Origin of the sequence: Hydrogenibacillus sp. N12, from assembly GCF_019645935.1 — a bacterium.
GTDB lineage: Bacteria > Bacillota > Bacilli > Thermicanales > DSM-22653 > Hydrogenibacillus > Hydrogenibacillus schlegelii.
Genome location: NZ_CP080953.1, coordinates 1,760,152 through 1,779,433, shown reverse-complemented (window position 1 = coordinate 1,779,433; position 19,282 = coordinate 1,760,152). Strand labels below are relative to the sequence as shown.

The 19,282-nt window shown below is 68.3% G+C and carries 17 protein-coding genes; 12 read left to right on the top strand and 5 right to left on the bottom strand.

The features are described from left to right. Positions 1-15: 15 nt before the first annotated feature. Entirely contained in the window at positions 16-771 is a 756-nt protein-coding gene (locus K2M58_RS08345) for an SIR2 family NAD-dependent protein deacylase (protein WP_220677184.1), read from the top strand. Between the two features lie 77 nt (positions 772-848). On the opposite strand, the gene K2M58_RS08340 is transcribed toward K2M58_RS08345, so the two are convergent. Continuing rightward, positions 849-1,223, bottom strand: a complete 375-nt coding sequence (locus K2M58_RS08340) for a thioredoxin family protein (protein ID WP_220677183.1) — start codon at positions 1,221-1,223, stop codon at positions 849-851. Positions 1,224-1,303: 80 nt separating this feature from the next. Then, complete coding sequence (cynS, locus tag K2M58_RS08335; protein ID WP_220677182.1) at positions 1,304-1,747, bottom strand: cyanase; 444 nt, start codon at positions 1,745-1,747, stop codon at positions 1,304-1,306. A gap of 90 nt (positions 1,748-1,837) precedes the next feature. Here cynS and K2M58_RS08330 point away from each other — a divergent pair, with 90 nt between their 5' ends. From K2M58_RS08330 to K2M58_RS08300, 7 genes are all read left to right on the top strand, one after another. Continuing rightward, positions 1,838-3,178: a replication-associated recombination protein A gene (locus K2M58_RS08330; protein ID WP_220677181.1), complete on the top strand. Its 1,341-nt coding sequence runs from the start codon at positions 1,838-1,840 to the stop codon at positions 3,176-3,178. A gap of 162 nt (positions 3,179-3,340) precedes the next feature. Next, complete coding sequence (hisS, locus tag K2M58_RS08325) at positions 3,341-4,669, top strand: histidine--tRNA ligase (protein WP_220677180.1); 1,329 nt, start codon at positions 3,341-3,343, stop codon at positions 4,667-4,669. Continuing rightward, positions 4,653-6,416, top strand: a complete 1,764-nt coding sequence (gene aspS / locus K2M58_RS08320) for an aspartate--tRNA ligase (RefSeq protein WP_220678858.1) — start codon at positions 4,653-4,655, stop codon at positions 6,414-6,416. Before hisS ends, aspS begins: the two co-directional genes overlap by 17 nt. Before the next feature lie 463 nt (positions 6,417-6,879). Beyond that, positions 6,880-8,043 (top strand): cysteine desulfurase family protein, encoded by a 1,164-nt coding sequence (locus K2M58_RS08315; RefSeq protein WP_220677179.1) that lies wholly within the window; start codon positions 6,880-6,882, stop codon positions 8,041-8,043. Positions 8,044-8,534: 491 nt separating this feature from the next. Next, complete coding sequence (locus K2M58_RS08310; protein ID WP_245637589.1) at positions 8,535-8,771, top strand: hypothetical protein; 237 nt, start codon at positions 8,535-8,537, stop codon at positions 8,769-8,771. 28 nt (positions 8,772-8,799) lie between these two features. Continuing rightward, positions 8,800-8,985 (top strand): hypothetical protein, encoded by a 186-nt coding sequence (locus tag K2M58_RS08305; RefSeq protein WP_220677178.1) that lies wholly within the window; start codon positions 8,800-8,802, stop codon positions 8,983-8,985. A 151-nt stretch (positions 8,986-9,136) separates the two neighbouring features. Next, positions 9,137-10,549, top strand: coding sequence for an AI-2E family transporter (locus K2M58_RS08300; RefSeq protein ID WP_220677177.1), 1,413 nt, complete (start codon positions 9,137-9,139; stop codon positions 10,547-10,549). A gap of 283 nt (positions 10,550-10,832) precedes the next feature. Here K2M58_RS08300 and K2M58_RS08295 read toward each other — a convergent pair whose 3' ends face one another. Beyond that, positions 10,833-12,422 carry a hypothetical protein gene (locus tag K2M58_RS08295; protein ID WP_220677176.1) on the bottom strand — a complete coding sequence of 530 codons (1,590 nt, stop codon included), beginning with the start codon at positions 12,420-12,422 and terminating at the stop codon, positions 10,833-10,835. A gap of 202 nt (positions 12,423-12,624) precedes the next feature. Between K2M58_RS08295 and K2M58_RS08290 the strand changes: the two genes are divergently transcribed. The 4 genes from K2M58_RS08290 to K2M58_RS08275 are packed head-to-tail and all read left to right on the top strand — an operon-like array spanning position 12,625 to position 15,382. Next, complete coding sequence (locus K2M58_RS08290) at positions 12,625-13,557, top strand: ABC transporter substrate-binding protein (protein ID WP_220677175.1); 933 nt, start codon at positions 12,625-12,627, stop codon at positions 13,555-13,557. 27 nt (positions 13,558-13,584) lie between these two features. After that, on the top strand, positions 13,585-14,307 hold the full coding sequence (locus K2M58_RS08285) for an ABC transporter permease (RefSeq protein WP_220677174.1): 723 nt from the start codon (positions 13,585-13,587) through the stop codon (positions 14,305-14,307). Continuing rightward, positions 14,304-15,113: an energy-coupling factor ABC transporter ATP-binding protein gene (locus tag K2M58_RS08280; protein WP_220677173.1), complete on the top strand. Its 810-nt coding sequence runs from the start codon at positions 14,304-14,306 to the stop codon at positions 15,111-15,113. Before K2M58_RS08285 ends, K2M58_RS08280 begins: the two co-directional genes overlap by 4 nt. Next, a complete protein-coding gene (locus tag K2M58_RS08275; protein ID WP_220677172.1) occupies positions 15,110-15,382 on the top strand; it encodes a ubiquitin-like small modifier protein 1 in 273 nt (90 codons plus the stop codon). Before K2M58_RS08280 ends, K2M58_RS08275 begins: the two co-directional genes overlap by 4 nt. Positions 15,383-15,609: 227 nt before the next feature. On the opposite strand, the gene K2M58_RS08270 is transcribed toward K2M58_RS08275, so the two are convergent. Together K2M58_RS08270 and K2M58_RS08265 are read right to left on the bottom strand one after the other, a co-directional pair. Continuing rightward, on the bottom strand, positions 15,610-17,421 hold the full coding sequence (locus K2M58_RS08270) for an aldehyde ferredoxin oxidoreductase family protein (protein WP_220677171.1): 1,812 nt from the start codon (positions 17,419-17,421) through the stop codon (positions 15,610-15,612). A 282-nt stretch (positions 17,422-17,703) separates the two neighbouring features. Next, positions 17,704-19,266 (bottom strand): amidase, encoded by a 1,563-nt coding sequence (locus tag K2M58_RS08265; RefSeq protein WP_220677170.1) that lies wholly within the window; start codon positions 19,264-19,266, stop codon positions 17,704-17,706. Positions 19,267-19,282 lie beyond the last annotated feature (16 nt).

Genomic DNA, 19,282 nt, shown 5'->3' with positions numbered 1-19,282 from the left:
TAAGGAGGAGAAAAGATGCCGGCAGCGGCGGGGATCGCGGAGGCGGCGGAGCGGCTGGCGGAATGGCTCGTCCGGACGCGGGAGGCCGGTCGGCCGGCCGTCGTGCTCACCGGCGCCGGGGCGAGCACCGAATCGGGGCTGCCGGATTTTCGCTCCGCCGGCGGGCTCTGGCGGGAGGTGCCGGAAAAGCTCGCCTCTGTCGAAACGCTCCTCGACGATCCGGAAGCGTTTTACGATTTTTACGACCGGCGCCTCAAGGGGCTCCGGGGCGCCCGGCCGAACCGGGTGCACGAGGTTCTCGCCCGGTGGGAGGCCGAGGGCTGGATCCAAGCGGTGCTCACGCAAAACGTCGACGGTCTGCACCAGGCGGCCGGAAGCCGGAACGTCGTCGAGCTCCACGGCAGCCTGTCCCGGGTGCGCTGTCACGTCTGCGGTCGCCTTTACCCTCCGGAGGCGCTCGAGGAAAGGCGCTGTCCGGCCTGCGGCGGGCCGCTTCGGCCGGATATCGTCCTCTTCGGCGAGTTTCTGCCGGAGGAAGCGTGGCGGTCTGCCGAAGCGTGGACGGAGGCAGCGCACCTTTTCCTCGTCGTCGGCTCGTCCCTCACCGTCTATCCGGTGGCGGGACTTCCCGAACGGCACGCCCGCCGGGGACGGCCCCTCGTGATCGTGAACCGGGACCCGACGCCCCTCGACGATCAGGCCGCCCTCGTCGTCCGGGAGACGGCCGGGGAGGTGCTCGCGGCGGCCGATCGGATTCTCCAAAGCCGGTAGGCGGTCCGTTCGGCCGGGACGGGTCGCCGGCGGCTGCCCCCGGCCGGGGTGTCCCGATCCGAGGAAAGCCCGGGCGGTTACGCCCGGGCATCGGGGGAGCGTTCGGCGAGCGTTTCGTCGAGGGCATGGGCGATCTGGACGACGCGGGCGAGGAAGCGTTCGAGCCCCTCCCGGCTCTTGGGCGTGCCGCTTACCCAGCGGGCGATCTCGTATCCCCGGTGAAAGGCGACGAGACTCGGCACGCCGAAGATGCCGAGGCGCCGGGCGAGATCGGGGGCGTCGTCGACGTCGAGGGGGTAAAAGGCGAGGTTTGGGAAGCGGGCTTCCAGCGCCGGGAGAAGGCGGGCGACGGCGGCGCAACCGGAACAGAAGCGCTTTTGGAACACCCAGACCGTCGTCCCCAGCCGAATCCGGGCGTCGAACTCGGTCGGGTGCACGGGACGGCCGCCCATTGAAAAAGCCTCCTTTCCCCGGCGTTGGCGTTCTTTCGGCGGATCCGGAAGGCCGACGCCTTTCTTATGCCATCATAACCTTAAAACCGCCGGAACGGAAGCCACTTTCCCCGCCAGGTGAGACTCGCCCAGTCGGCGCCGTCCTGGCGCTCTTTTTGAAGTTCGAGCGTCATATCGACGGCGCTGATGATGCCGTCGCCGAACCATTCGTGGGCGACATCTTTGATCGCCGGGGCGTAGAGGAGGACGATCTCGTACATCCGGGAGACGAAGGGGTCGGTCGGCGGCCAGGGCTGCCGCGGAACCCGGAACGGAACGCGGCGAAACGCCGCGGCGGCTTCTTCCGGCAGGCCGAGCAGCCGGACGAGGGCGTCCGCTTCCTCCCGGGTGGCGGCGGCATAGCCGTAGACGAGAAGCGCCGCACCGACCGGGGTGCGGCCGACGGCGCCGGCGATCGCCTCCCACGTCAGGCCCCGTTCGAGCTTGGCGCGGAGGGCGAGGCGCGCCGCTTCGCGCTTGTTCATCCGCATCACCTCCTGGATCGTCATTCCCGGATGTATTTCGCCCGGCCGGCGAGTATGCCGGAAGTCGGCGAAGAGGAGGCGCGTTCGGCCATGGATCTTTTTGACTTTGCCCGGGAGAAGCGACGAACGGCGTACGAACCGCTCGCGTCGGCGATGCGGCCGGAGACGCTCGACGAGATCGTCGGCCAGGACCACATCCTCGGGCCGGGGAAGCTCCTCCGGCGGGCGATCGAGACGGATCGCCTGTCGTCGGTCATCTTCTACGGTCCGCCGGGAACGGGGAAGACGACGATCGCCCGGGTGATCGCCCGGACGACCCGGGCGCACTTCGAGGCGCTCAACGCCGTGACCGCCGGCGTGGCGGATCTCCGGCGGATCGTCGAGGAGGCCCGGGCGCGCCTCGGCATGGAAGGGCGCCGGACGGTCCTCTTCATCGACGAGATTCACCGCTTCAACAAAGCGCAGCAGGATGCGCTTCTTCCCCACGTCGAAGACGGGACGATCGTCCTCATCGGGGCGACGACGGAAAATCCGTTTTTTGAGGTGAATTCGGCGCTCCTTTCCCGCTCGCTCATCTTTCCGCTGCATCCGCTTTCGCCGGCGGACCTCCGGACGATCGCCGAACGGGCGCTCCGGTCGGAAAAGGGGCTCGGGGCGCTCCGGATCGAGGTGGAGGAGAAAGCCCTGGAGCATCTGATCGCCCAAAGCGACGGGGACGCCCGACGGCTTTTAAACGCCCTCGAACTCGCGGCAACGTCGACGCCGCCCGACGAAGACGGCGTCATCCGCATCACCCTCGCCGTGGCCGAGGAGTCGATCCAGCGCCGGGCGGTCCGGTACGACAAGACCGGCGACAACCATTACGACACGATCTCCGCCTTCATTAAGTCGATCCGCGGCAGCGACCCCGACGCGGCGCTTTACTGGCTCGCCCGGATGCTCGACGCCGGGGAGGATCCGCTGTTCATCGCCCGGCGGCTCGTCATCGCCGCCGCCGAAGACGTCGGGAACGCCGCGCCGGAGGGGCTTTCGCTGGCGATGGCAGCGTACCTCGCCGTGGAGCGGATCGGCCTTCCGGAAGGGCGGATCCCCCTCGCCCAGGCGACGGTCTACCTCGCTCTGGCGCCGAAGTCGAACGCGAGCTACAAGGCGATCGACGCCTACCTGGAGGAAGTGCGGAAAAACGGCCACCGGCCGGTGCCGCCGCCCCTTCGGGACGCCCACTATCGCGGCGCCGAGCGCCTCGGCCACGGCGTCGGCTACCTTTACCCGCACGATTTTCCCGGTCACTTTGTCCGGCAGGCGTACCTGCCGGAGGGCGTGCCGCGGCTTTTTGCGCCGACGGAAGAAGGCCGGGAGGTAGAGCTTGCCGCCCGCTACCGCCGGCTCTGGGGCGAGGGCGCCGCGCCGGGGGCAGAGGAAACGACTTGATTTTTGCCGGCCGGGAGGCTATAACTGTCATGAACGGTGAAGGCCGAACCCCATTCCCGTCCCGGCGGCGGGTCCGGTGGACGGGTTTTTTCGTGGGCCGGCGGCCGGGACGACGTGGGGCGGAACGACGTTTTGGGAGACGAAAGACGGTGGAACCAGGCGATGCGCTATCAGGCCCCTCGCGGGACGGCGGACATTTTGCCGGACGAGGCGGCGCGCTGGCAGGCGGTCGAGGCCGCTTTCCGGGAGGCGTGCCGGCGGTTCGGTTACGGCGAAATTCGGACGCCGATCTTCGAACAGACGGAGCTGTTCGCTCGGTCCGTCGGCGCGTCGACGGACATCGTGCAGAAAGAAATGTACACCTTTACCGACCGCGGCGGCCGGTCCCTCACCCTCCGGCCGGAGGGGACGGCCCCGGTCGTCCGGGCGGTGATCGAACACAAGCTGTACGGGACGGCGGAGCTTCCGCTTAAGCTCTGTTACCTCGGGCCGATGTTTCGCTACGAGCGGCCCCAGTCCGGCCGCCAGCGGCAGTTTCACCAGTTCGGCGTCGAGGCGATCGGCGTCGAGGCGCCGGAGCTGGACGCGGAAGTGATCGCCCTGGGCTGGACGTTTTTGCAGGAAATCGGCCTGAAGGGCGTGACGCTCGTCTTAAACAGCCTCGGCTGCCCGGTCTGCCGGCCGGCCTACCGGGAGGCCCTCGTCGCCTTTCTCCGGCCGCATCGGGAAGCGCTCTGCTCCGACTGCCGGCTCCGGCTCGAACAAAACCCCCTCCGGGTGCTCGACTGCAAAATCGACGGGCCGACGCCCCTCGTCGCGTCGGCCCCTCGGATCACGGATCACCTGTGCGATGCCTGCCGGGCGCACCACGCGGCGGTGAAGGCGGAGCTCGACCGGCTCGGCATCCCGTACGTCGAGGATCCGCACCTCGTCCGGGGGCTGGACTATTATACCCGGACGGTGTTCGAGTTCGTCGCCGAAGGGCTCGGGGCGCAAAACACGGTCCTCGCCGGGGGCCGGTACAACGGCCTCATGGCCGCCCTCGGCGGGCCGGACCTGCCGGGGATCGGCTTTGCCCTCGGGGCGGAGCGACTGCTTCTTTTGCTCGACGAGCCGGCCGAAGGGCGCTTTGGGGCGCCGGCGCCGGATGTCTACGTCGTCGCCTTCGGCGCCGGGGCTGAAAAAAAGCTTTCCCTGCTCATGCGGCTTCGGGCCGCCGGCCTTTCGGCCGATGCGGATTTTGCCGGGCGGGGTCTCAAGGCTCAGCTACGGTCCGCCGATCGCCGCGGCGCCCGGTACGCGGTCATCGTCGGCGACGACGAAGCCCGGGCCGGACGGGCGGCGATCAAGCATCTCGCCACCGGCGCGCAGTGGACCGTCGCCGAGGAGGAGCTGGCCGCGTTTCTCGCCGGACGGATCGCCTCTCCGAACGAAAAGGAGGCCGGAGATGGAAACGACGCGCACGTCGGAAACCATGCACCGAACCCATGACGCCGGGACGCTTCGCCTAAGCGACGCCGGCGCGCGGGCGACCCTCGTCGGATGGGTCCACCGCCGGCGGGACCTCGGCGGACTCATCTTCATCGATCTTCGGGACCGGAGCGGCATCGTCCAGCTCGTCGTCACGCCGGAGGCCAAGGAGGCGTTTCGCGTCGCCGAGACGCTCCGGAGCGAATACGTCATCGCCGTCCGGGGGACGGTGAAGGCGCGGGCGCCGGAGACGGTGAACCCGAAGCTTTCGACCGGCGACGTCGAAGTGGCGGTCGAGGCGATCGAGGTGCTCAACACCGCGAAGACGCTTCCGTTCGGCCTGGCCGACGATGCCTCGGTCGATGAGGCCCTCCGGCTCAAATACCGCTACCTCGACCTGCGCCGGCCGGCGCTTCAGGAGGCGCTCCGGCTTCGGCACGAGGTCACCCGGATCGTCCGGGACGTCCTCTCCCGCCACGGGTTTCTCGAGGTCGAGACGCCGATCCTCTCCAAAAGCACGCCGGAGGGGGCGCGGGACTTTCTCGTCCCAAGCCGCCTTCGGCCCGGGACGTTTTATGCGCTTCCTCAGTCGCCGCAGATCTACAAGCAGCTCCTCATGGTCGCCGGCGTCGAGCGGTACTTCCAGATCGCCCGCTGCTTTCGGGACGAAGACCTCCGGGCGGACCGGCAGCCGGAGTTTACCCAGATCGACATCGAGATGAGCTTCATGTCCCTTCCGGAGTTCCAGGCGATCGTCGAGGAAATGATCGCCGAAGTGTTTGAAAAGACCCGGGGCATCCGCCTGGAGCGGCCCTTTCCGCGGCTTTCGTACGACGAGGCGATGGACCGCTACGGGACGGACAAGCCCGATCTTCGCTACGGCCTCGAGATCGTCGACGTCGGGGAGGTCTTCCGGGAGACGGAGTTTCAGGTCTTCCGGCGGGCTCTCGCCTCGGGCGGCGTCGTCCGGGCGATCCGGGCCGACGGGGCGGCGGCCCTCAGCCGGAAGGACATCGCCGCGCTGGAGGCGGAGGCGAAGGCCCACGGCGCCCAGGGGCTCGCCTGGCTGAAGCTGGAGGCGGACGGGGCCTCCGGGTCGATCGCCCGCTTCGTCCCGGAACCGGCGCTCGCGGCGCTCCGGGCGAAGACCGGTGCCGAACCGGGCGACGTGCTCTTTTTCGTCGCCGACCGGCGCGAGGTGGCCCGGGCGGCCCTCGGGGCGGTCCGGCGGCTCCTCGCCGAGCGGCTCGGGCGGGTGCCGGACGGGGCCTTTCGCATCCTGTGGGTGACGGATTTTCCGCTTCTCGAGTACGATCCCGACGAAAAGCGCTACGTCGCCCTGCACCATCCGTTCACCCGGCCGAAGGCCGAAGACTGGGACAAGCTCGAGACGGAGCCGCTTGCGGTCCGGGCGGAAAGCTACGACCTCGTCCTGAACGGGTACGAGATCGGCGGCGGAAGCCTCCGCATTTACCGGAAGGAAGATCAGCTTCGTCTCTTCCGCCGCCTCGGCCTCGACGAGGCGGAGGTGGCCGAGAAATTCGGTTTCTTCCTCGAGGCGCTGGAATACGGCGCGCCGCCTCACGGTGGCATCGCCCTCGGCCTCGACCGGATCGTCGCCCTCCTCGCCGGCCGGTCAAACATCCGGGACGTCATCGCTTTCCCGAAGACGCAAAGCGGCGCCGACCTCATGATGGAGGCGCCGTCCCGGGTGCGGCCGGAGCAGCTGGCGGAGCTCGGCATCACGGTCCGAGCCCTTCAGGGGTGAAAAATTCGCGGCGGGTCTTGCAAATTTCACCCCGGTGTGCTAAGATAAAATCACAATTCATCCTGGTGTGTGCGTGCGGCCAGTGTGTTTTGGAACCGAACACCAACGTTCAAGGAGCCTTACATTGCGCCGTCTGACGCTAAGCCGTCGAACGCCGGAGCCGGACCCCGGGTCGCGGGTCTTGACGGGGAAGGGGATGGAAGCGATTCCATCGCTCGGGCGTTTCGGTCGAACGGAGGGCCGCGAGCGGACAGCGGAGGGCGGCGCTGCGGGCACCACCGTAGGAGAGGCGCGGGTTCAAAAACCGCGGAGCACGGCACATCGGGAGCCTGAAGCCGCGAATGGGCAGCCGATCGGCTGCTCATTTCTGCTTTTGTATTTTTTTCACCGCATAGGATTCAAAAAAATGTATTTACATTCTGCGCCGTTCGCGGTATAGTGGACATGGAGTGAGCCCCCATCCATGCGGACGATCTATCTCGACCACGCGGCGACGACGCCGCTTATCCCCGAAGTGCGGGCGGCCCTGGCCGACCTCTGGGAGGAACCGCTCGGCAATCCGTCGAGCGCCCACGCCCTCGGCCGGGCGGCGCGCCGGCGGCTGGAGGCGGCCCGGGAGGACGTCGCGGCGCTCACCGGCACCGAGCCGCGCGGGTGGGTGTTTACGAGCGGCGCGACGGAGAGCGTGCACCTCGCCCTGTTCGGCGTGGCGCTTTCCGCTCGAGGGCGGGAAGAGAAGCGGCGGCGGATCGTCGTTTCGGCGGTCGAGCATGCCGCGGTTCGGGAGAACATCCCGCGGCTTCGAGCGCTCGGCTTTGACGTCGTCACCGTCCCCGTCGATGCCGGCGGACACATCGACCCGGAAGCGTTCCGGGCGGCGGTCGACGACGGAACGCTTATGGTGAGCCTCATCTACGGCCAGAATGAAGTCGGCACGCTGCAGGACGTTCGGTCCCTCGGCGCGTGGGCGCGGTCAAAAGGGGCGATCATCCACCTCGACGCCGTCCAGGTGCCGGCGTCGTGGCCGTTTGCGCCGGCGGAGCTTCCCGCCGACCTGATCACGCTTTCGGCCCACAAGCTGGGCGGACCGGTCGGCGCCGGCGCCCTCTACGTCCGTCCCGGGACGCCCGTCGAACCGCTCTTCGCCGGCGGCCGGCAGGAGCGGGGGCTTCGGAGCGGGACGGAAAACGTCGCCGGCGCCGTCGGCTTAGCGACGGCGCTCGCCGTCGCCGTCCGGGAGGCGCCGGTGCGCCGGGAGCGGTACGAAGCGTTCCGCGAACGGCTCCTTTCGCTCCTTCGGGAAAGCGGCCTTCCGTTTCGCGAAAACGGGGCGCCGCCGCGCCTGCCGCATATCGTGAACGTGACGTTTCCCGGCGTCGCCGCCGACGTGCTCCTCATGCGGCTGGATTTGGACGGCGTGTGCGCCTCCGCCGGCTCGGCGTGCGCTACCGGCGCCGCCCGCCCGTCGCCGGTGCTCCTTGCGATGGGGCGGACGCCGGAGGAGGCGCGGTCGAGCATCCGGTTGAGCTTTGGCCCCGGCCTGGAGGAGGCGGACATCGACGAGGCGGCGGAACGCCTCGTCCGGGCGGTCCGGTCCTTCCTTCACGCCGATCGGTCCGCCCGATGAAGAAAGGCATGCCGGCAGGGGCGCGGGAAGAATGCGCCGGGAAGAACATGACGGCGGAAACCTCCGGGAGCGCCGGTGTCCTCGACAGACGGCGCCGAGCGGAGTTGAATCTTGCTCGTTTGGGATTGAGCGCCGCCGGCCGGTTTGCTCGAACGGGCTCGCGGCCGGGCAGCGATGCCGGCGAATGCCGGGGGAAATCGAGGGAGCCGGGATCATGCGATGCCGGACGGAAGGCGGTCGACGTCTTTTCCAGGGTAGCCGGCGGGCGTTCGGCGCATGCTAAAGGCGGAAAGGGGTCGACCCGACGCGCCCGCTCGATCGGCCCAGCGCCGGTGCCGCCTGGCTGCGCTTGAAAAAGACGCCGGCTTCCCTTCCGCATCCCTCCGGCGCGGTTTTATGCCGGGCGTTTATCCCTGGCAGCGGTCGGTTAAGCTATACGCGGGGAAGATCGGATCACGAGACCTGAAGAGGTCGGGAGCCGGAAGGGTGCCATGAGCAAGAGGAAGGGAAACGGGATGTCTATCGTCTGTCCCAACTGTAAAGGGAAAAACATCGGCAAGATCGGCACCAACCAGTATTTTTGCTGGGACTGCCTGATTGAGTTGAGCGTGAAGGGCGACCACCTTTCCGTGTACGAGATCGAGGAGGACGGCACGCTGAGCTCCCTCGACGACCTGTTCACGGAAGAGGAGATGCGCATCGAGCCGGCGGCCGGCAACTCGGCGTGACGGAGGTCCCGACGAAAGGGGCGAAACGATGCGGTCCAACGCGCTCAGGCTGGTGCTTTTGGGCGGCGCCATGGCGATCGCGGGCGCGATCATCGCCCAAAACGAAGTGCGGCGGCGTTACGGCGTGTTGACGCCGGTGGTCCGCTTTTTCCGCGACGGGCGCCTTTTGAGCTGGCTTCGGAACGGCCGGCGGCTCCTCGGCCGCTGGGCGTAAGGCTCTGCCGGATACATCGCGCGACCGAAGGCGCTGCTTCAAAACCGCTCTCGCCGCCCCCGCCGCCCCCCATGAGGGGGGCTTTTTTGTCTTCAGGCCGTTCGAACTGCATGCCGCCCGGGCGACGGTCGCACACTAAGGCGGTGAGGAGGTGCACCGCACGGTGGAACGCCGCCCCCTGGAGCGACGGGCCGGGATCGGGCTCCTGTGGATCGTCGGCGTGCTTGTCATTCTGTGGCTCTGGCAGCACGTCGGCGCGGGGGTCTTTTGGCTGCTCGGCTTTGTCGGACGGCTCCTTTTGCCGCTCTGGTTTGCCCTCATCCTCACGTATCTCATCCACCCGATCGTGCGCCGGCTGGAGGGGTGGGGGCTCGGGCGGAGCGCCGCCCTGCGCCTGACGTTTTTGCTCGTCCTGCTCGGCGGCGCCGTCTCCGTCGTCGCCGCGGCGCCGGCCGTTATCCGGCAGGTGGAGCTCTTTGAGCGGGCCCTTCCGACGGTCTTTACCACCCTGTTTGAGGAGCTCGAGAAACTCGAAGCCCGGTTTGACGACGGCTGGCCGACGGGGGTGCGCCGGGGCTTCGAGCGACTTCAGGGGCTCGTCAACCGGGCGGTCGAGCGGGGCATCGTCCATCTTTCGACGCTCACCGACGATGCGTTCGAATGGCTAATGACGTTCAGTCTCTCGCCGTTTATCGCGTACTACCTGCTGAAAGATTCCCGCGGCTTTCTCGAGCTCGTCGCTTCGCTCTTTCCCCGACGCCTTCGGCCCCGCGTTGTCGAGATGCTGGTGGCCGTCGACCGGGACATCGGCGACTACGTCGCCGGACAGCTCCTGATTTCGTTTTTGCTCGGCGCCCTGACGTTCGTCGGCTATCTCATCATCGGCTTTCCGTATCCGCTCGTCTTTGCGGCGATCAATATGGTCGCCAATCTCATCCCGTTCATCGGCCCCTTTCTCGGGGCGCTCCCGGCCCTCGTCATCGCCGCCACGGTCGGCTGGCCGATGGTGGCCTGGGTTCTCGTGGTGAACGTCGTCGCCCAGTTCGTGGAAAACAACGTCCTTTCTCCCCTCATCACCGGCCGGGCGACGGAGATGCACCCGCTTGTCGTCATCTTCGCCGTCCTCGTCGGAGGGGAGGTCGCCGGCATCCTCGGGATGATCTTTGCCGTGCCGGTGGCGGTCATCGTCCGGCACGTCGTGCGGGCGTTTTGGCCCCTTTTGGCCGGAGAGGCCGAGGCGCGAGAGGCGGCCGGGGGCGGGGTGGCGGCCGGGGCGGCCGAAGGGGATGGGCCGGCCCGGCCGGCCGCAGGCAGAGCCGCCGGGGCGGCGGGGTCGGATCGGGGGAAAAAGGCGGCCGGTGCGCCGGATGCCTCCGCACGGGCGGACGCCCGGCTTCCGGGGCGGTTTTCCGGCCCTGCCTTTGCGCCGGCCGCGGCGGGCGTCGGCATCGAGGCGGCGGCCGAGTTTATCGTCCGGGAAAGCCGGCGTTCGGGACGCCCGTTCAGCCGTTCCGATGTTCCGGGGAACCCGGATGCGGAACCGGATTCCCCCGACGACACCTGACTTCGGGCCCTCGGGAGGACCGGGCCCGGCGTCGGGCCGGGGAGGAGCGCCTCCCGAAGCGGAGACGGCCGCCGTTCGGATGAGCGGTCGCCCGTGGGATGGTCGATCGCGCGGCGCCTCGCCCCTTCGCCGGGCAAAACGGTCATGGCCGAGCCAAAAGGAGAAAGCCGTGAAGGCGGCCATCGGCGGACCTTGGGCGGCCGCTCCGGCAGGATGGCGATCGCAACGGTCGTTTGGCGGTCGTTACGGGCGTTTGGCCGCCGCTCCGGCCGGTTGGCGGTCGCTACGGCCGGATGCCCCGGCGCGCCAGATACGCTTCTTTCTGGGCGATGAGGGCGGCGAGAGCGGCGTTCGGCCGCCCGGTGAGCCGGGTGACGATCGCCTGCGACAGGCGCAGGTCCTTGAGCGTGAGCGTCGGGTAATCTTCAAGGCCGAAGGAGCCGTCCGGCAGACGGGCGTAGTGGAGGTCGCCGTTCGCCTTCGGCCAGCGGTCGGCGGTGTCCTCGACGGCCCGAAGGAGCCGGTCGGCGGCGGATCGGGCGTCCGCCCGCCCGGCGGCCTCAAAGAGCAGATAGAGAAAATTCATCTCCGTGAGCAGGTGGTTGAGCGACGTGTGGGTGCGCACTTTCGGCCGGTCCGGATGGCCGTAGTCGTAGACCAGGGCGCCGCCGGACGGCGTCGGGTCGTGATGCTCCCGAACGAAGTCGATGAGAAAGTTGCCGTAGCGCTCAGCCGCCTGAAGATACGCTTCATCGCCGAAAGTCCGGTAGCCTTCGAGGAGAAAGAGGGCGGCGTCAGTGCTCCAGCGGGTGTCGTAGTACCCGGGGCCGATGCCGTAGTCCCGATACAGCCATTCGGAGCGGGTGGTGATCGGCCAGTAGCCGGCGGCGTTTTGTGTCCGGACGGCGTTGTCGAGGGCGAGGAGGGCGACGTCGCGGAAAAACGTGCCGCGGTCCATCAAATGCAATAATTTTTCGCCGACGTGCTGTGCCGGGTTGACGTAATAGCATCGGTCGCAGTGGGGGGTGTAACCGTCCGGCGTCCGGTAGCGGGGGCCTTCGATCGTCCACGGTCGCTCCCGGTCGAAATCCGCCGACCGAAGAATCTCCCGCGCGTCGCCGTCCGCCCAGTCGACAAACGGCGCTGCCGTCGCTTTCGGCCGGAGAAGCGCCCAGGCGTCCAGCCGTTCCCCGGCCGAAAGCCGGGCGGTGGTGTAAAACCCGCCCTCCATGGGCGCCCAGGTCGGCCGCGCCTCCGGAGGATCGACCGCTTCCAGCACGCCGTTTTCCCGCAGGCGGGTGCGCTCGACGGGAGCGAAAAAGGCGGCCCGGTGCCCGCCCTCCGGCGCGTCCGCCTCCAGCCAGACCGGCGCCGGCGGAAGCGGCGTCCCGTTCCAGACGCGCTCGCCGAAGGCGTTCCCGGTCCCGCCGGAAGCCCTCGACGCCGGCGTTCTCAGCGTGGCGCCGTCAAGGCCGGGGGCGGAGAGGGCGAGCCGAAGGTCGACCGGGCGCTCGGCGAGGGCGGCGATCTGAAGCGCCTGTTCGCCGTCCGGAAACGTCCACCAGAGCCACGTCACCCGTCCGGCCGGCACGCCTCCGATCTCCAGCCGTTCCCGGACGAGGCGCCGGACGCCGCCGCGGTAGCGGGCGGTTTCGTCGTCGACCGGTACCCTTTGCACTTGCGCCGGTCCGGAGCCGTCCGGCGTCTGGATGGTTAGGTCAAACGGCCTGCCTGTGTCGGGAACCGGAAACATCCCCCGGGCCGCTCCGGCGACGGCCCAGAGAAAGAGCGCCATGCCGGCGGCGAAGAGCGCCGCCAGGCCCGCACCGATCGTCATCCGGGTCAATCCGATGGGCCGTTTTTTGGGGTTCATGCCAAACCTCTTCTCTCCGTATTCGCGGGGAATTCGACCGGGGCCGATCGACCGGCCGCGGGAGAACGTCCGCAGCGAAGGGACGTCCGGCATCGATGAGGGACTACCGCGATTATGGCATGAACGGCGGTGCGTTGCAAATGCGCCGTGATGTCTGTAAAGTAGAATAAAGCCTATCACGAGAAGACAGGAGGAGACGGGCATGTTCCTCGCGCAGCGCTTTTTCCGGCGGCGCGGCAGGGCGTTCCGCCATGCGGCGGGGGTGGCGTTTCTGGCGCTTTTTGTGGTGCTTTCCGCTTGCGGAGCCAGGCCGGATCAGGGCGCCGGCGCGACCGCCGGGACGACCGGAGCGCCGGAGGAGGCGAAACCGGATGCGCTGGCGGCGGGCGTCACCGACGTCATCCTGGCGACGACGACGAGCACCCAGGATTCGGGGCTCCTGGACGTTCTCATCCCCCGCTTTGAACAAAGTGCTCCCTACCGCGTCAAGACGGTCGCCGTCGGCACCGGGCAGGTGCTCAAGATGGGCGAGCAGGGCGAAGCGGACGTGCTCCTCACCCACGCGCCGGAGGCGGAAAAGCCCCTCGTTGAAGCCGGCGTCGTGACGAACTACCACCGGGTGATGTACAACGACTTCATCCTCGTCGGGCCCCCGGACGATCCCGCCAGCGTCGGCCGGGCGGACGATCTGGCGGCGGCGTTTCGGGCGATCGCCGGCGGAAAGACGCCGTTCGTCTCCCGGGGCGACGATTCGGGAACGCACAAAAAGGAGCTTGCCCTCTGGAAAGGGGCCGGAATCGACCCCCACGGTGCCGACTGGTACATCGAGAGCGGGACGGGGATGGGTCAGACGCTCCTCATCGCGAGCGAAAAGGGAGCGTACACGCTCACCGACCGCGGCACATACCTCGCCTACCGGGATAAACTCCATCTCGCCGTCGTCCGGGAGAAGGATCCGGAACTCCTCAACATTTATCACGTGATGCAGGTGAACCCCGAGCGCTTCCCGCAGGCGAACGCTAAAGGAGCGGCGGCATTCGTGCAGTTTCTGATCGCCCCGGAGACGCAGGCGCTGATCGGCGACTTCGGCAAGGACCGCTTCGGGGAGCCGCTCTTTTTCCCGGATGCTGACTGACGCGCGGGTCGGGTCGGCCGAGACGGCATGGATCTGATCGGGGTCGCGCTTCGAGAGGCGTGGGGGCTCGTCCGGTCGGGCGACGCGGAGCTTTGGGAGATCGTGGCGCTGTCGCTCCGCCTGGCCGGCTGGACGATGGGCCTGGCGCTCCTTTTGGGGCTTCCGGCGGGGTTTCTCCTCGGCTTCGGCCGCTTTCCGGGGCGAAGGCCGCTCCTTTTTCTCGCCCACGTCGGGATGGGGCTTCCGCCGACGGTGGTGGGGCTTTGGGTGGCGCTTCTTTTCTGGCGGTGCGGGCCCCTGGGGGAACTGCGGTGGATTTATACCCCCCGGGCGATGGTCGTCGCGGAAGTGATCCTGACGCTCCCGATCATCGTCGCGCTGGTGGCGACGGCGATCGAAAGCCGGCGGGCAAAGTTGTTACCGCTTCTTCTTTCGCTGGGCGCAACGCCGCTGCAGATGTTGTGGCTGACGCTCCGGGAGATCCGGCTGTCGCTTTTGACCGCGGTGATGGCGGGTTTTGGCCGGGTGTTTTCCGAGGTGGGGGCGGCGATGATGGTCGGCGGCAACATTAAGGGTGAGACGCGGACGATGACGACGGCGATCGTGCTCGAGGTCTCCAAAGGACAGTTCGACCGTGCGCTCGCGCTGAGCTTCGTCCTCCTCGGTGTATCGCTCGCGATCACCCTTTTACTCACCGCCGTCCAGCGGGCCGGCGGCGGAGAGAGCGAAGGGGGAGGCGGGATGGGATGAAGGCGGATTCCCCGGTGGTCGTCGCGGAAGGGGTGGGCCGGGCGGTCCGGGGCCGGTCGATTCTCGACGGCATCGACCTTGTCGTCCGCGCCGGCGAGCGGTGGGGGATCGTCGGGCCGAACGGCGCGGGGAAGACGACGCTTCTTCACCTTCTTGCGCTCCTCGTCCCGCCGACCGCGGGGCGGCTCGCCGTCTTCGGCCTGCCGGCCGGCGGGCGGATCCCCGTCGCCGTCCGCCGCCGGCTTTCGGTCGTCTTCCAGGACGGCCGCCTTTTAAGCGGATCGGTGCTTCGGAATGTCGCCCTCCCCCTTCGCCTTCGGGGTGTGCCGCGCCGGGAAGCGCGGCGGCGGGCGGAGCGGTGGCTGGAGGCATTCGGGCTTCTCGCCCTCGCCGGCCGGCGGGCGGGGAACCTCTCTGGCGGCGAGCGGGCCCGGCTCAACCTCGCCCGGGCCCTCGCCGTCGAACCGGAGCTCCTGCTTCTGGACGAACCGTTTGCCGCTGTGGACGCGTCGTCGCGAAAGCCGCTTCAGGCGCTCCTCCGGTCGATCGTCGAGCGGGAAGGGACGACCCTCGTCCTCATCAGCCACGACTACCGGGATCTTCTGGCGCTCACGGATCAGGTGCTCGTCCTCGCCGGCGGCCGGGCGGTCGATCGGGGGCCGACGGCCGCCCTCTGGGCGCGCTCGTCCCGGGTGCAGGCGCTCTTTCCCGACAGCTTCGGGTCGATCGCAAAAGCGGGCGGGCCGGGGCCGGCGACGGATGCGGCCGCTGGAGTTATCGATGAAGGAGATGAAGGGGGCCGATGAAGGTCAGGCTTTTTGCCACGCTCCGGGACGTAAGCGGCGTCGCCGAAATGGACGTCGCACCGGCCGGGGGGCGGGTGCGGGACGTCCTTCAGGCGCTCGTCGAGCGGCACCCGGCGCTTCAGGCGGAGCTTTTTCAGCCGGACGGAAGCCTAAAACCCCTCGTGCAGGTGCTCGTCAACGGTCGTAACATCCATTTCACCGGCGGGCTGGAGACGCCGGTGGGGGAAGGGGATGCCATCGCCGTCTTTCCGCCGGTCGCGGGGGGATAGCGGGGGGATAGGGGCACGCCGGGATCCGTCACGACGCGATCCCCGGTCTTTCCGCCGGGTCGCTGGGGATAGGAGGGCTTCAGGCTTAGCGATGTTTCGAGATGCCTTCTTTTCGGCACAAAAGGCCGCCGGAAAGATCGATTCCGGCGGCCTTTACACGCATCACAGGTTTTTGCAAGCTTTCTCGGGTTGTGGGCGGCACCGCCTCCGGCGGCCTTTCCGCGGCCTCAGGCGATGATGCCGAGCTCCCGGAGCTTTTCTTCCGGAACGACGCCGTCTTTCCAGCCCCGGACGCGGTAGTATTCGTCGAGCATTTCGTTGAGGTGGCTGACGGCGCCGCTCGAGTGACCGGTGCCCGGCTCTTTGAGGAAGCGTTCCGGCAGCAGGTCGTCCTCCCGGCGGTTGAAGCCGGCGAGGTTGTTGTAGTAGCGCTCGAGGTTGTAGATCCGTTCGCCGGCTTTGAGCAGTTCGTCTACGGTCATCGGAATCCCGGTCATCGCCGAATACTGTTCGGCATAGTGCTCGGCGCTCTCGGCAAATGCCGAGAACTTGCAGATGTCCATCGAGTCGGAGAAGGCGTGGAGGTCCTGGAACATCTTGAGGAGGGCGCCCTTCCCCTCGACGGCGAGGCGATCGACCGGCTCGGGGATGCCCATGATCTCCGCCGCGACGCTGTAACCCCGGAGGTGGCAGGCGCCCCGGTTGCTCGTCGCATAGCCAAGGCCGATGCCCTGGATCCCGCGGGGATCGTAGGCGGGAATCGACTGGCCCTTGACGGACATTGAAATCTCCGGCGCCCCGATCTCCCGGGCGAAGCGGGCCGGTCCTTCGGCGAGCCGGTCGCCGAGGCCACGGCGGAAGGCGATGTCGTCGATGAGGGCGATCATCTTGTCGGCGTCGCCCCAGCGGACCTCTTCGTCGATGAGGCCCCGTTCGTACGCTTCCATCGCCGTCGAAAGCGCGTGCCCGACTTCGATCGTGTCGATGCCGTAGTCGTTGCAGCGGTCGATCATATAGGCGATCGCCTCGGCGTCGCTCAGGCCGCAGTTGGCGCCTAGGGCCCACCCGGATTCGAACTCGAAGCTTTCCGTGCGGGTCCTGTACTTGCCGGATTTGACTTCGACTTCTTTCTTGCAGGCGACCGGACAGGCGTGGCACGTATTGTCAGCGACGAGGATCGTCGCATTGACCCGCTCGCCGCTGTGGCCTTCAGCGCCGTCGAAGTGGGTGTAACGGGAATTCATGGTCGGCAGAGCGCCGACTTCGTTGATGATGTTCGTGAGGACGTTCGTCCCGTAGACGGACAGGCCGCCTTTCCGGGGGGCGGTGACGGGGCTTTGGACGATCGCCTTCATCGCCCGCTGGGCGGTCCGGCGGCTCGCTTCGGGATCGGCCGGGCGGGGGAGGTTCCCTTTTTCCGACGCCTTGATGACGATCGCCTTCAGGCGCTTGTAGCCGGCGACGGCGCCGGTGCCGCCGCGGCCGGCGGCCCGGTCGTGTTCGTTGATCCAGCCGGCATAGCGGACGAGGTTTTCGCCGGCGGGGCCGATCGCCATGACGCTCAGGTCGTCCGCACCGTGGCGATCCTTGAGCCGCCGAATCGTCTCCCGGACGCCAAGGCCCCAGAGGTCGGAAGCGTCCCGAAGCTCCGCCCGACCGGCTTCAATGTAGAGGTAGACGGGGTGGGGGCTTTGGCCTTTGATGAGGATGTTGTCAAAGCCGGCCCACTTGAGCCGGGCCGCGGTCCAGCCGCCCATGTGGGAGTCGGTGACCGTGCCGGTGAGCGGCGATTTGGTCACGACAGCGAGCCGGCCGCTCATCGGGTGAAGGGAGCCGGTGACGGGCCCGGTCATGATGCAGAGGAGGTTGTCCGGGGAAAACGGTTCCACCTGCGGGCCGTTGTCAAAGACGTATTTGACGCCGAGGCCCCGGCCGCCGATGTACGTGCGGGCCAGGTCTTCGTCGAGGGGCCGGACGTCGACGCGGCCGGCGGTGAGGTCGACGACGAGCTCCCGATGGGTGAATCCGCCGAGGGGCATCGTTCTTCCTCCCAAAATGAAACATTTTTCTAGCTGGATTCATTATACGCTTGAAGCAAGAGTAACGCTAGACGAAAGATGTTGCAGCCGTCCGGGTGCCTCGGGACGAAGGTCTCCGTCTCGCGGGGCCAAAAGGGGCGCCGTCGCTCGATGGTTGGCCGGGCCGGGAAATCGGAAGGGGGCGACTCCACCGGGGCGATGCGACCGAAGGACAGGTCTGCTGAGACACGCGGCGCCGGCACACGGCGTCGTTTTCCAAGCGGACGCTTCGTCGGGTCGCCGTCAGCCGCCGGCGACGTGGTGCGGTGGACGGCGCCGAAGCCAGAGTTCGGAAGCCTCCAGATGGGCGGCGACGGCGAGGAGGAGGTCGTCGCGGCCGTGGGCGGCGAGGAGCTGAACGCCGACCGGGAGGCCGTCTTTCAGGCCGACGGGGACGCTTGCCGCCGGCTGACCGGTAAAGTTGGCGAGCTGCGTGTACGGGGTGCGGGCGAGCTCCCGGAGGAAGATACGCCGGGGCAGGTCGGTCACGGCGAGCGCCCCGCCGAGGCGAAGGCGGGTGAGGGCGTCCAAAAAGACCTCGAGGGCCCGCTCCGCCCGGGGGCCGCCCTCGGCGGCGTCGGAGAGCGGAGGGGCGACGTCGAACGTCGTGGGGGTGAGGAAAAGGTCGTATTGGGTGTGGAAGGCCGCCATCGCCACGGCGGCGGCGTCCCAACGGTCAAGGGCGTCGGCGAGGGCGGCGGCGGGAAGCCGCCGGCCGAGCTGAGCCAGAAGGCGCGTCTTCGGTTCAAAATCCGCCAGGCGCTGTTCTCGCGTCGTCTGAGCGACGGTGGTGAGGTAGGCGATGAGGTAGGTGAGGGCGAGCCCTTCGCCGTCGATCGGCGGTGCCGCCTCTTCGACGGCGGCGCCGAGAGATTCGAAGAAGGCCGCCGTCCGTCGGACGGCGGCGGCGATCTCCGGCGCCGGCCGGCCGCCGAGGGGGGAGTCGAGCCAGAAAGCGACGCGAAGCGGCTGCGGAAGGGGGGTGTCCGGTGCCGTATCGAGCGGACGGGAAAAGTTGGGCGGGAGGTAGGCGGCGCCCGGCTCTGGTCCCCTTTGGCGAAACCGTTCCAGGACGGCGGCGCTGTCCCGAACACTTCGGGTGAGGACGTGGTTCGTTCCCAGTCCCAGGAGCATCCGGAGGCGACCCGGTCCGACGGGGACGAGGCCGCGAGAAGGTTTGAGTCCGAAGAGACCGTTGTAGGCGGCGGGGATGCGGATCGAGCCGCCGGCGTCGCCCGCGCCGGCGAGCGGCACCATCCCGGAGGCGACGGCCGCCGCCGAGCCGCCGCTTGAGCCGCCGGCGCTTCGGGTGAGGTCCCACGGGTTTCGCGTCGGCCCGTACGCCATCGGCTCGGTCGTCGCGAGGAGGGCCAGCTCCGGCACGTTGGTGGCGCCGACGATGATCATCCCGGCTTCCTGGAGCGTCCGGGCGAAGCGGCTTGTAAATGTTGCGATCCGGCCGCCGAACGCTTTCGACCCCGCGGTGTCGGGCAGCCCCTCGACTTCTTGCATCATGTTTTTCACGAGCACGGGAACGCCGTAAAACGGCGGCCGGTCGTTACCGGTGTCTCCTGCGCCGGAATCGTGCGGGCGGCCTGTGAGGCGTTTGGTGAAGGTCCGCCCCTCCGTGAAGGCTTCCTCCCGCCGGTAGACGACGGCGCCGAGGATCGGATTCATCCTCTCAATGGCGGCGAAGGCCAGCTCGACGGCTTCTTCCGGCGTCAGTTCCCGCCGGCGGATGCGCTCGGCCAGTCCGACGGTGTCGAGTTCGGCATAGCGGGTGAAGTCGGCGGCATCAAGCGGCATGGGGATGCTCCTTTCT

Bases quoted from the DNA above. Each gene is read 5' to 3' on its own strand.
- K2M58_RS08345 (WP_220677184.1), top strand. From the start codon at position 16: ATGCCGGCAGCGGCGGGGATCGCGGAGGCGGCGGAGCGGCTGGCGGAA.
- K2M58_RS08340 (WP_220677183.1), bottom strand. From the start codon at position 1,223: ATGGGCGGCCGTCCCGTGCACCCGACCGAGTTCGACGCCCGGATTCGG.
- cynS (WP_220677182.1), bottom strand. From the start codon at position 1,747: ATGAACAAGCGCGAAGCGGCGCGCCTCGCCCTCCGCGCCAAGCTCGAA.
- K2M58_RS08330 (WP_220677181.1), top strand. From the start codon at position 1,838: ATGGATCTTTTTGACTTTGCCCGGGAGAAGCGACGAACGGCGTACGAA.
- hisS (WP_220677180.1), top strand. From the start codon at position 3,341: ATGCGCTATCAGGCCCCTCGCGGGACGGCGGACATTTTGCCGGACGAG.
- aspS (WP_220678858.1), top strand. From the start codon at position 4,653: ATGCACCGAACCCATGACGCCGGGACGCTTCGCCTAAGCGACGCCGGC.
- K2M58_RS08315 (WP_220677179.1), top strand. From the start codon at position 6,880: ATGCGGACGATCTATCTCGACCACGCGGCGACGACGCCGCTTATCCCC.
- K2M58_RS08310 (WP_245637589.1), top strand. From the start codon at position 8,535: ATGAGCAAGAGGAAGGGAAACGGGATGTCTATCGTCTGTCCCAACTGT.
- K2M58_RS08305 (WP_220677178.1), top strand. From the start codon at position 8,800: ATGCGGTCCAACGCGCTCAGGCTGGTGCTTTTGGGCGGCGCCATGGCG.
- K2M58_RS08295 (WP_220677176.1), bottom strand. From the start codon at position 12,422: ATGAACCCCAAAAAACGGCCCATCGGATTGACCCGGATGACGATCGGT.
- K2M58_RS08290 (WP_220677175.1), top strand. From the start codon at position 12,625: ATGTTCCTCGCGCAGCGCTTTTTCCGGCGGCGCGGCAGGGCGTTCCGC.
- K2M58_RS08285 (WP_220677174.1), top strand. From the start codon at position 13,585: ATGGATCTGATCGGGGTCGCGCTTCGAGAGGCGTGGGGGCTCGTCCGG.
- K2M58_RS08280 (WP_220677173.1), top strand. From the start codon at position 14,304: ATGAAGGCGGATTCCCCGGTGGTCGTCGCGGAAGGGGTGGGCCGGGCG.
- K2M58_RS08275 (WP_220677172.1), top strand. From the start codon at position 15,110: ATGAAGGTCAGGCTTTTTGCCACGCTCCGGGACGTAAGCGGCGTCGCC.
- K2M58_RS08270 (WP_220677171.1), bottom strand. From the start codon at position 17,421: ATGCCCCTCGGCGGATTCACCCATCGGGAGCTCGTCGTCGACCTCACC.
- K2M58_RS08265 (WP_220677170.1), bottom strand. From the start codon at position 19,266: ATGCCGCTTGATGCCGCCGACTTCACCCGCTATGCCGAACTCGACACC.